This window comes from Vibrio sp. 10N.222.49.A3, from assembly GCF_041475145.1.
GTDB lineage: Bacteria > Pseudomonadota > Gammaproteobacteria > Enterobacterales > Vibrionaceae > Vibrio > Vibrio tasmaniensis_A.
Window position 1 is genome coordinate 61,204 of the sequence record NZ_JBFRVM010000020.1, and the last position, 11,645, is coordinate 72,848.

At 44.7% G+C, this 11,645-nt stretch carries 8 protein-coding genes and 1 riboswitch; of the genes, 2 read left to right on the top strand and 6 right to left on the bottom strand.

Annotated features, from left to right (window positions below; all coding sequences use genetic code 11):
* Positions 1-82: 82 nt before the first annotated feature.
* The 3 genes from thiB to mpl form a co-directional block, all read right to left on the bottom strand.
* Complete coding sequence (gene thiB, locus AB4589_RS03475) at positions 83-1,075, bottom strand: thiamine ABC transporter substrate binding subunit (protein WP_009847751.1); 993 nt, start codon at positions 1,073-1,075, stop codon at positions 83-85.
* 53 nt (positions 1,076-1,128) lie between these two features.
* Positions 1,129-1,248: riboswitch (TPP riboswitch) on the bottom strand.
* Positions 1,249-1,291: 43 nt separating this feature from the next.
* Positions 1,292-1,915, bottom strand: coding sequence for a flavin prenyltransferase UbiX (locus tag AB4589_RS03480; RefSeq protein ID WP_009847752.1), 624 nt, complete (start codon positions 1,913-1,915; stop codon positions 1,292-1,294).
* 37 nt (positions 1,916-1,952) lie between these two features.
* A complete protein-coding gene (gene mpl, locus AB4589_RS03485; RefSeq protein WP_371709907.1) occupies positions 1,953-3,311 on the bottom strand; it encodes a UDP-N-acetylmuramate:L-alanyl-gamma-D-glutamyl-meso-diaminopimelate ligase in 1,359 nt (452 codons plus the stop codon).
* Between the two features lie 268 nt (positions 3,312-3,579).
* On the opposite strand from mpl, the gene fbp reads away from it, so the two are divergent.
* Entirely contained in the window at positions 3,580-4,590 is a 1,011-nt protein-coding gene (gene fbp / locus AB4589_RS03490) for a class 1 fructose-bisphosphatase (protein WP_009847754.1), read from the top strand.
* 106 nt (positions 4,591-4,696) lie between these two features.
* Here fbp and AB4589_RS03495 read toward each other — a convergent pair whose 3' ends face one another.
* Genes AB4589_RS03495 through AB4589_RS03505 form a run of 3 tightly spaced genes read right to left on the bottom strand, consistent with a single transcriptional unit; the run spans position 4,697 to position 10,566 of the window.
* Positions 4,697-5,050 carry a gamma-glutamylcyclotransferase gene (locus tag AB4589_RS03495; RefSeq protein ID WP_371709908.1) on the bottom strand — a complete coding sequence of 118 codons (354 nt, stop codon included), beginning with the start codon at positions 5,048-5,050 and terminating at the stop codon, positions 4,697-4,699.
* 48 nt (positions 5,051-5,098) lie between these two features.
* Positions 5,099-8,857: a translocation/assembly module TamB domain-containing protein gene (locus tag AB4589_RS03500; RefSeq protein ID WP_372099356.1), complete on the bottom strand. Its 3,759-nt coding sequence runs from the start codon at positions 8,855-8,857 to the stop codon at positions 5,099-5,101.
* Positions 8,854-10,566 (bottom strand): autotransporter assembly complex family protein, encoded by a 1,713-nt coding sequence (locus tag AB4589_RS03505; RefSeq protein WP_372099358.1) that lies wholly within the window; start codon positions 10,564-10,566, stop codon positions 8,854-8,856. Before AB4589_RS03505 ends, AB4589_RS03500 begins: the two co-directional genes overlap by 4 nt.
* A gap of 212 nt (positions 10,567-10,778) precedes the next feature.
* Here AB4589_RS03505 and msrA point away from each other — a divergent pair, with 212 nt between their 5' ends.
* A complete protein-coding gene (gene msrA, locus AB4589_RS03510) occupies positions 10,779-11,408 on the top strand; it encodes a peptide-methionine (S)-S-oxide reductase MsrA (protein ID WP_371709910.1) in 630 nt (209 codons plus the stop codon).
* The last annotated feature ends 237 nt before the right edge of the window (positions 11,409-11,645 follow it).

Here is an 11,645-nt window from a genome sequence, read left to right on the forward strand (position 1 = left end):
ATGAACCTTTAAATACAGAAAGCTAGTTTTTTAAAAGTACGTTAGAAAACTCATTTTCTTAAATAATAAGTTAAATAGTAAGTTAAAAAGTAAGTGCACTCTGCCATTCACGAATCCAAGGCTTACGCTTCTCGGCGATCTCTTCTGGTGTGAAGCTTAGCGCTTTCTGAGGAACCGTAAGTTGCTCGAACCCTTTTGGTAGTTCAACATCGGTCACTGGGTACATCCAGTTGCCAGTAGGCATCGCCGATTGGAACTCATCACTTAAGATAAATGCCATAAACTCATCGGCAAGCTTTTCGTTCTTGCTACCTTTAACCTTCGCTGCCACTTCCACTTGAGTGTAATGACCTTCTTCAAAGCTTGCAGCTGCGTACTTAGAATCACTTTCTGCAATGATGTGATAAGCCGGAGAAGTTGTGTAAGACAACACTAAATCAGACTCGCCTTCTAGGAACATAGAGTAAGCTTCAGACCAACCTTTAGTCACAGTCACAGTTTTCTGAGCAAGCTTCTTCCATGCGGCTGTCGCTTCATCACCGTAAACAGACTTCATCCATAGCATCATGCCTTGACCTGGCGTCGAAGTACGTGGGTCTTGGTAGATAACCTTGAGGTCGTCACGCTGCTCGACCAATTCTTTCAAACTCTTAGGCGGATTTGCTAATTTCTCTTTGTTATAGATAAACGCAAAGTAACCAAAATCATAAGGAACAAAAGTGCTGTCGTTCCAACCGTTAGGAAGTGTCACTGATGACGTATCAACACTGTGCTCAGCCAATAAGCCCGTAGATTTCGCTTCAGCCATGAGATTATTATCTAGGCCTAAAATGATGTCAGCTTTGCTGTTGCCACCTTCAAGACGTAAGCGGTTTAGAATAGACACACCATCTTCTAACGCGACAAAATTCACATCACAACCACACTTTTCTTCGAATGCTTTTTCAACGGCAGGACGAGGACCCCAATCCGCAGCAAAAGAGTCGTAAGTGTAAACCGTTAAGGTATTGTCTGCTGCGAAGGCAGAAAAAGAGATGGCTGTAGTAACAGCAAGAGTTGTTAATGTTAATTTCACTGGACGCTCTCCATGGTCTGAGCGGCACAGGTTTGAGGGAGGAGAACGGTAGAGGTTGTTCCTAACTCAATTCCTACGCCAGCATTATCTGGTTCAGGTTTACGGGTCCCAAGTGTCTGCTTGATCTCAGCTCGCATTCATTATTTGAATGGTTCGCTCCCCGATGAGTGTTCAGGATTGTAATTTGATTTTTAACAATAAGCCATCAAGTTTGGATCAATTACGTTGATCGTAACCCCAACGTGGCACTAAACCTTGCTCGATACCAAGGTGATCAAGAATACGTGCCACCATAAAGTCGACCAAGTCTTCAATCGACTTAGGTTGATGATAAAAACCCGGAGCTGCAGGCATAATCGTCACGCCCATGGTCGAGAGTTTGTGCATATTCTCTAAATGCAACGTAGAAAATGGCGTCTCACGAACCACCAACAACAACTGTCCTCGCTCTTTCATAACCACGTCGGCTGCACGCTCGATTAAGTTATCTGATAGGCCATGAGCAATCGATGCCAAGCTTCCTGCAGAGCATGGACACACCACCATCTGCTTCGGTGCTGCTGAACCAGATGCAACCGGTGAGAACCAATCATCTTTGCCACACACCACCAGCTTTTCTGGGTCGCAATCTAAATGCTTAACCAAAGCTTGTTTCGCAGCATCTGGCCCAGCAGGTAACTTAAGTTCATGCTCGGTCGCCAACACCACTCGCGCTGCCGATGATATCAGCAAGTAGACCTGATAATCGGCGGCCAAAAGGCATTCAAGTAAACGCAGGCCATAAGGCGCACCGGATGCGCCAGTGAAAGCCAGAGTTATCGCTTTATCGTGTTTTGTCATGTTCTCAATTACTTCAAATTATAAGGTCGAGGATGCGTTAACCTTTGAGTGCCAATCCATCCAACAGTTTCTGGTGAATACCACCAAAGCCACCATTACTCATTACCAAGATTTGGTCACCCGCTTGTGCCTCAGAGACAATTTTAGCAACGAATGCATCCATGTTATCACTCACGTGCGCGGGTTGGTGACACGCATCGGCGACGTCTTGTACTGACCAATCAATGTTATCGGGTTGGAATAAGTAAGTAGAATCCGCTTGCTTCAACGAATCAGCCAGCGTTTCTTTGTGCACTCCACGTTTCATTGTGGCAGAACGAGGCTCTAAAACGGCAATTATTTTTTTCGTGTCGACCTTATTACGTAAACCGCCCAGCGTAAGTTCAATTGCCGTTGGGTGATGAGCAAAATCGTCATAGACAGAAACGCCTGCCACTTCGCCTTTAAACTCTAGACGACGTTTGGTGTTGATGAACTTCGCCAACGATTCACACGCTAAATCAGGTGTCACCCCTACATGTCGCGCAGCTGCAATCGCCATCAAAGCATTATTGACGTTATGGTCGCCAACCAAATCCCAGTCGACAGTTCCTACGCATTCGCCTTGGAAGTACACTCCAAATTGAGACCCGTCTTTAACCAGCTTCTTGGCATCCCAATCACCTTGTTCACCACTCGATTCTGTCTCACTCCAGCATCCGCGAGATAAAACATCTTGAATAGCCGTATCTTCTTTAGGAGAGAAAATTCGGCCATTACCTGGCACAGTGCGCACTAAGTGGTGGAACTGACGCTTAATCGCCTCAAGATCATCGAAGATGTCAGCATGATCGAACTCGAGGTTATTCATTACCAAGGTTCTTGGGTGGTAGTGAACGAACTTAGATCGTTTATCAAAAAAAGCACTGTCGTATTCGTCAGCTTCGACCACGAAGAACATGCTTTCACCAAGGCGAGCAGAGATACCAAAGTTACCTAACACGCCGCCCACTAAGAAGCCAGGCGCATAGCCACAGTCTTCTAAAATCCAAGCCAGCATGCTCGATGTTGTTGTCTTGCCATGCGTTCCCGATACCGCTAATACCCAACGATCATGCAACAAGAACTCTTGCAACCATTGCGGGCCTGAGGTGTATCTAAGGTTGTTATCCAATACATACTCAACACACGGGTTGCCACGACTCATCGCATTACCAATCACCACGAGATCAGGCCTTGGTTCTAACTGGCTTGGGTTAAACCCTTCAATAATTTCAATCCCTTGAGACTCCAACAAAGTGCTCATTGGTGGGTAAACATTCGCGTCACTACCGGTAACCTTGTGACCTAATTGACGAGCCAATACCGCTGCACCTCCCATGAAGGTGCCACAAATTCCTAAGATATGAATATGCATAAATTGCTTCCAAACGCTTGGCTAAATGAACCATGTCTAAATCAAACTACTGCACTCATTATCATTAAATGGCGATTAAAAGCGAGTAGCAATGCAAAACAAATTTAGTCGACATAGTAAGTGAGATCTGCGTCGCTTAGTTCATTACCATTAAAAAGATCTAACCTTTAGAATTTAAGTAGGCGTCTAGATGAATAAAGCCCGAGTAAGAGGCAAATTCTATAGTGCTCAAATCCCCCTAATATTGAGAGAAGTTTAAGGAAATAACATGTCTGAGATGCGCACCCTTGGTGAGTTCATTGTTGAGAAACAGAGTGACTTCCCCCATGCAAGCGGTGATCTATCATCCCTTTTGTCGTCTATTCGACTTGCTGCAAAAATTGTTAACCGTGAGATCAACAAGGCTGGTCTAGTCGACATCACTGGCGCTGTTGGTACAGACAACGTTCAAGGTGAAGAACAGCAAAAGCTAGACCTTTACGCGAACGACAAGTTTAAAGCGGCTCTAGAAGCTCGTGATCAAGTTTGTGGTGTTGCAAGTGAAGAAGAAGACGAAGCTGTCGCCTTCAATAAAGAGCTCAACAAAAACGCAAAATACGTCGTTCTGATGGACCCACTTGATGGTTCTTCAAACATCGATGTCAATGTATCTGTTGGTACAATCTTCTCTATCTATCGTCGAGTATCGCCTGTTGGTACCCCACCAACACAAGAAGACTTCCTACAGCCAGGACACAAGCAAGTAGCCGCGGGGTACGTAATTTACGGCTCTTCAACTATGCTTGTTTACACAACTGGTGCAGGTGTAAATGGCTTCACCTACGACCCATCTCTGGGCACCTTCTGTCTGTCTCATGAAAACATGATGATCCCTGATGAAGGTAAGATTTATTCCATCAACGAAGGTAACTACATTCGCTTCCCTACGGGTGTTAAAAAGTACATCAAGTACTGCCAAGAAAATGAGCCAAGCGACAACCGCCCTTACACATCACGTTACATCGGTTCTCTAGTATCAGATTTCCACCGTAATCTTCTGAAAGGCGGTATCTACTTATACCCGAGTACGCAAAGCCACCCTCAGGGTAAACTGCGTCTGCTGTACGAGTGCAACCCAATAGCCTTCATCATGGAGCAAGCTGGCGGTATTGCCTCCGATGGCGCCCAACGCATCATGGATATAAAACCAACAGAACTGCACCAACGTGTGCCTTTCTTTGTCGGTTCTAAGAACATGGTGAAAAAGGTAGAAGAGTTCCTTGAACTTAACCGAGACTAATCATCTCGCTTATTTCTCAAATTAACGCCATTAAAAAAGCCAGCATTTACATGCTGGCTTTTTGTTCTACAACTCAGAATACATAGATGTTACGGATAGATAACTATTACGAATTGTCCCGCTTACACCAGTCACCCGAAAGTATTTCTTTATTAGCCGTTAGATCAAGCTGATACAAATATACCCATGCTAATCCAAATATAGTCTCTATTTGTTCGCGACGATACTCAACAGGAACATCTTCTAGCCGATCGAGCGAAGCCAAAACTTCATCGTTAATGATATAGACCTCGCCAACGACATTTTTCTTTCCAGAAATCATCGCCGGATAGGCACCTAAATCAAAAAGAGCGTATTCCTCAGGGGTGTCAAACCTTCCTAAGCACTCACACTGCTGCAAATAGTGGTGGTTGGACTGACCTTGCCTCAAGGTTCCATAAACAAAAACAAGTTGCTGCATAACCCCTCCTAAGCATTCGTAATCCGCTAATCATTCACGACTCAAGTGTTACTCGAATTCAAATTGATAGAGAAGATCCACGGCACTGTCTAGCCCCGATACGGCTTCAACATAGAGATCCTGCATCAATCGATAACGAACAGTAAACTCACCTAACGAGTTAAAGATACCTACGCCATACTTCACCTGTAAACCAGGGAGAATGTAGCCGCTGACCGTAACCTGGGAATCATCTCCAGAGCCTGCAGTATCCAGTTGCAAGTCCTGTACGCCAAAAGCCTCACCAATTTCGCCGACAACCTTGCCGCTCTTCGCCAAGCTTAAGCCAATTAAGGTCGTTGTCATTGAACCATTCGACTCACCATCAATATCTTGACCACGCAAAATATAAGACAACGCGTTGGCTTGCGGCATCGCAGGATCAGAATAAATTTCGATGGTCGGCTCTGTCGCCGGGCCTGTCACTCGAATACCAGCAGTCACATCATCCTGAGTATTATCAGGGTTACGTATCGCATTGATCGCTACATATGGCTGATCCGGAGGCCCATTCATTAGAATCTTACCTTCTTTGATCAAGAGATCTTGTCCAAAGGATTGGTAAGTACCATCGACGATATTTACCTCACCTGTGATAAAAGGACCTTGGTCTTTTTGAGCCACGTTGAGCTTGCCGACCAAATCACCTTCAAGACCAAAAGCAGACAGTTTAAAGTCATCGCCAATGGAGATATTAATATTGGTCATCACATTGAATGGAATCGTGTCTTCGCTCTCTGGCTCAAGATCTTTATTCAAGATAACTTGATCAGAAGAGACGCCGACCGCTGACGGTGGTAAGTCTTCGACAACGATACGTCCCCACGGTAATGCGATATCACCCGTAATTTTTGCAAGCTCTGGCGTGACATCAATGGTCATATCAGGCACGACCTTCACCTTAACCATAGGTGGAATATCAACCATCAACTCATCAGCAAACACTCTAACGTTAGAGTGCCATGCTTTAAGATCCTGCCAGTCCCCGGAGCCTTCGATATCAAGGTGACCATCGGGTGTTTCAACATTGGCATCTAACTTCGCGCTGTAGCCGTCAAAATCGAGGTCAATACGACCATCTTTAATATCGACTGGTGTGACATCGCCTTTGACTTGAATACCATCAACAGAGAATTGACCAAAGACTTGAGGATGCATCAAAGAGCCTTTTACCTGTAGGTCACTCTCAAGATCGGCCTTCAACAGGCTGTATTCGCCGAGGATTGGCTGTAAGAAGTCCAAATGGAAAGTTGTCAGCTTAATTGCCGCATCGACCATTTTGTCTTCTGCGAGAATGTCTGGTAACGACACCGTGCCAGACAGGTCACCATTATCAGACACATCCAACTTAAAGTCGGCGTTCAGTTGGTTGTCTTTTAGTTGGGCATTCAATGCAACGCTTTCCCAACCGAGTGTGATTGGCTCACCAACTTGTTGAACAGCCTGACCTTTCGGCATATCGACGCTTACCGTCACCTCAGGTTCACCTTGTTCCGACCATTTGGCATAAGCGGTCGCATTGACTAAGCCCTGTAATTGCGTTTCTTTAGGCATGAGGGCTTGGATCTGCTCAAAGTCGAATTGGTTAACGCCCAGTTTGGCCTCACCTGACTTTCCAGCGCGGATATCCTCATCCAGACACACGCTCGAACCCGATTGCTTCCAACAGTGCGCTTGAACGTCGGCATACTGCTTATCGACATCCGCCTTAATCGCAACGGGTTGGTCTAATACCCAAGGCCCCTGTTGAGTGGTAATTCTGACTCTGTCTAACGACCCATCCCAAATAAGAGAAGGCTTCTGAATCAATTCTCCAGAGATAGCCAAACTGGTCGACACTATATCGGATATCACATCAAGTGTTACGGTATGCTGCTTCTCACCGCCATTCACGGTTAAATCAATGCTTTCCACATTTTGTTCTTGATAGGTTAAGTTCTTAGCTTTCAATACAAGATCGGCTTGAGCTTCAGGCAATGGCAGAGGAACCACTGAGCCATTAAGCGATAAGGATTCTAGTGTTGCTTCGTTATTCCAATCGACCTTATCAACATTAAGTTCGAGATCGACCTTTGGCTCTTTCGTTGGGCCACTAAGCTGGATATTACCCATCACTTTACCCGTCAGCTCTGGAACACTCTTATCTAACTGTGGAAAATTAATCGCAACGCCCATACCCCATTGCTTATCCAGTTGCCCTTGAGCCTTAATCGAATTAACACCGTGAGCCAAGCTCAAACCACTGGTTTTCAGTTTAGGTTCACCGCTCGCGCTGCGATCTGACGCTGACAACTGCCCTTTGATATCCAGAGGGTATTCTCGTAGGATCCCCTCGATATCGAGCTTAGGTAGTTCAATCGCCCAACCACTCGCTTGTGTCAGTTCACCCGAAGTTACGATGCTTCCGCTAATGTTACCCTCGGCTTCTGGCCACTGCAGACCCGGTTGTATGTCTTTGAGCGTCACATCGGCTTGCCAATTAACGAGCTTCTTCCAGTTAGCTTTAACTACACCATTTAGTTCGCCACCCAAGGTATTCAGTTTCAAGCGTTCAAGTTCAATCTGTTCCGTGGTGCCTTTACCTTGTAGATCTATCGTTAAGGCAGGTATCTCCTTACCATCGGCTTCAGCTTTAAGCTGCACATTAAAACCATCTAATGAACCATCGGCTTTGAATTTCTCAATTGCAGCTTGGTAGTCACTTTTACCTGTCAAAGGCCATTGCGCTTTACCTCCCTCTAAAAGAAGGTCAAATGGCAGAGTCGGTTCTAAGGGTTGAATATCCCCAGACAACTTTGCCTCAATCAATTCGGAGAACTGAGACTCTAGGCTTAACTTAGCCACGCTGCCTTGTGCTTTCAGAGACAGTTTCTGACCAGCAAGATCGGTTTCTTTCACCAACGCACCCAAAGAAAGCTCTAGCGGATAGCCGCCCTTGAGCTCAACCTTCGTCGTTAGGTTCGCGCTTGCTTGTGGCATATCGAGTTCGAGACTGGAAACGTCAACCGTGTGTTTACCCGCGCGAGCTTCTAACCCGAGGTGATTCACAACAATTGGCGCTTCTTGTTCTAGAGTGAAACGGTTGAGATCAAAACGCTCAAGTACAACCTGCAAAGGAATCCAAACTTCAGGCAACTCGATAGCTGTCTTAGTTGCAGTATCTGGCTCGACTATTTCTGATTGTGGATCTTCAGTAGACTCTGCAAGTTTAACCTTAAGATCATTGAATAAAGTTGGCGATACTGTCAGCTTTTCCCCCTGCATACTCAGGGCAGTAGAGAACAAACCCCATTCAATTTCATGACCTAAGATATTCAGTTTGATATCAGATAAAGCGATTCGATTAATGACGATTGGTAGTGGTGTTTTTACCGATGTTACGGGCGGAGTAGGTTCTGCCTCTTCTGTAGAAGCTGGTGGCAATTCAGTAAGTGCAAAGTCCAGCCCTTGAATTGCTAAGCGGTCAACACATACTTGAGGGTCGAGCAGACAGCGCGGATTGATAGCCAATGCCAAATTTTCAACCTTGGTATCGATATGTAGGCTATCATCTTTAAACTGAACATTGTTAAGCGTAAAGCTTGGGAAAAGAGCGCCTTTAGTACTTTCCACTTTCAGTTGTGGCAATGCTTTTTCGGCGCCCCACAACACAGTATTCAACCCCGAATTGGTGAACAAAACAAAACCTAGTAGGGCGATTAACAATAGCAAAATCGACGTCAATGAAATCGACGCCCACTTGATACACTTACCCACCACTTTGATCATAATTCTGGCCCTAAACTAAAGTGCAGTTGGAACTCATCACCTTTTTTCGCATCTAGACCCCAAGCAAAATCTAAACTCACAGGACCGACGGGGGACGCCCAGCGAATCCCTACACCAGTACCATGTTTCCACTCTGGCGTGTCATTGAATGCATCACCAATATCGTAGAAAGCCGCTCCCCACCAATTCCCAACTAAGCGATATTGGTATTCAAACGAACTGGTTGCAATGAATTTCGCACCCGTTAGTGCGCCACTTTCATCTCGAGGAGAGATAGACTCATAGCCATAACCACGGATGCTATTATCACCACCCGCAAAAAATCTTAAAGAAGGAGATAACTTATCAAATTCGTCCGCAAAGTTTCCGCCGAATTGAAGGCGGGTTAAACCTCGGTGGTTATTACCAATGCTTCGAATCCATGCGGTTTGCCCTTGAAAACGTACGACTTGGGTTTCAGATAACAAGGTATCATCAGCCGCTTCAACCATGATGGTTTGTTTATCGCCCCACATCGGCATTGAACCGCCTCGGGTTCGAGTGCGTGAGAAAGAGACACCTGGCAACACAAACTGCGCCAAATCGTCTTGTAAACCTTGTTTATAGTTTTCGACTAGGTATCGAATGAATACCGTGCGTTGCCAACCATTATCTAGACGCCAGTACCTTTCTAAGGCTAAGTTTGACTCCAAACTCTTGGTATCACGGTTATCCAGATTCTTCATTCCATACTTAATTTGATAGTAGTCATTAAGCACGTCATCCAATGGGATTTTATAAGCCGCCGTAATCGTCTGCTCAGGCTTGGAGATCGATAAACTACTATTAAAACTATGACCTTTCTCATTAACCCAAGGTTTCTTCCATTTAAGGGTACCTTTTACACCCAAGTCTGTTGATACACCGATACCCGTTTCAATTTGGTTCCGCGCTTGCGGAGCAAGGCTTACCTTCATCGGAATTTCTCGACCTTCACCCAATTGACTTAAGTCAGGCTCAACAAAGACTGAAGAGAACCAATCCGTATTGGAAAGGTTTTGGTTGTATTCACCAACTTTGGTTATCGAGTAAGGTTCGCCATCTTCAAATGGTTTAAGTGACTGCACCTTCTCTTCTTCTATTTGGCTACCAGTAACCTGAGTAGAGCCAAAGTGATAACGAATACCACTGTTATAATGAAGGCGGACATAAGCGCGGTTTAATTCAGGAGCGACTTCTAGTTTGCTAAGATCATACGCCCCATCGAAGTAACCTTTCGCTAATCCAAGATTGCGGATCGATGATTTTAAAGAGTCATAATTACCATGATTCAAAATCGGACCTTTAGACAACTTGCTCTTAGCTATTAAGGCCAAAAAATCAGGTTCATCTTTGGCTTCACCAGTCAGAACAATATCTGAAGCATAAATAACAACCGGCTCTCCCGGCTCAACCGTAACAGTCAATTCGGTATCATCTTCAGAATGAGTAAATGTGATATTAGGTTGGTAGTAGCCTAATGCATTCAACGCTTCGTTGATCATCGACTCCAAGCGAGATTGAAATCTTAATGAGACCGAATACTCTTCTTCAGGAATCGCACTCAGATAAGCATCCACATTATCTGCAAGCGCGCCATCCAACCCTTTAATATCAAGGGAAACGTCAGCGAAAGCGAATGTCGATGACAGTAGAGTGCCAATCAGAACTGGTAAAGTTTTTCTTATCATGTTTAATTGGTGAAGAAGTTATCAATACGTTAATAAGTGAAAAGAAATCATACCGCTAAAAAGGCATTGAGTCTGTAACAAATCTGGTAATAACACGGTCTAATGTAAAGACTTAATCAATATTAACCAGCCGTTAATATGAGCCTCCAGTTAATATAAACCTAGATCTAATGTTAACTAACGCGGTAAACGTATGCGAAAAGGAATATAACATGCTAAACAAACAACAACTGGTTTCCGCAGCAACCGCATTACCGGGAAATGCTGACCCAATCCGAATCACTGAGCGCCATTTCGTCAATCAAACTGACTTGCTCAATACACCTACGGGTTCTCAACAAGAAGTCCTACTTGGTATGGGATGCTTCTGGGGAGCTGAGCGTTTGTTCTGGCAGTTGAACGGCGTTATTTCAACATCTGTTGGCTACGCTGGTGGATACACGATTAACCCCACTTATGAGCAGGTATGTAGCGGACAAACTGGCCATACCGAAGTCGTTCGTGTCATTTTTGATAGCGAACAAACATCTCTCGCTCAAGTACTTGAAATCTTTTGGGAGCGTCATGACCCAACTCAAGGGATGCGCCAAGGCAACGATTTAGGGACTCAATACCGTTCTGCGATATACACCTTCAGCGAAGAACAACAGACTATCGCTGAGCACTCTAAACGTGAATACCAACGAGCAATGACTGAATCATTGGGCAACGAAATCACAACGGAAGTTCTGCCTGCTGGAAAATATTTTTTCGCAGAAACCTACCACCAGCAATACCTAGCTAAAAATCCGAATGGTTATTGTGGATTGGGTGGAACAGGTGTGTGCTTCCCTCCGCAATAATGTGTTATACCAATCACAGTAAGTAAGTGATCATAAATAGCACAGGAAAAATGCTTGAGAACAAGGCAGAAATTTTTGATAAGTAGTTATTCTACAATCAAAATTTCTAACGATGTTATCGAGTGTTTTAACCAGCTAGGATGAACAGTTATTTACTACGATTGGTATTAGGCATACAAACTAGAACAACATCCATTAAAAAAGGGCTTCCGCTAGGAAGTAATGCCGATCAGTTAA

Coding starts and splice junctions, on each gene's coding strand:
- AB4589_RS03495 (WP_371709908.1), bottom strand. CDS start 5,050: ATGCAGCAACTTGTTTTTGTTTATGGAACCTTGAGGCAAGGTCAGTCC.
- AB4589_RS03500 (WP_372099356.1), bottom strand. CDS start 8,857: ATGATCAAAGTGGTGGGTAAGTGTATCAAGTGGGCGTCGATTTCATTG.
- mpl (WP_371709907.1), bottom strand. CDS start 3,311: ATGCATATTCATATCTTAGGAATTTGTGGCACCTTCATGGGAGGTGCA.
- AB4589_RS03480 (WP_009847752.1), bottom strand. CDS start 1,915: ATGACAAAACACGATAAAGCGATAACTCTGGCTTTCACTGGCGCATCC.
- msrA (WP_371709910.1), top strand. CDS start 10,779: ATGCTAAACAAACAACAACTGGTTTCCGCAGCAACCGCATTACCGGGA.
- AB4589_RS03505 (WP_372099358.1), bottom strand. CDS start 10,566: ATGATAAGAAAAACTTTACCAGTTCTGATTGGCACTCTACTGTCATCG.
- fbp (WP_009847754.1), top strand. CDS start 3,580: ATGTCTGAGATGCGCACCCTTGGTGAGTTCATTGTTGAGAAACAGAGT.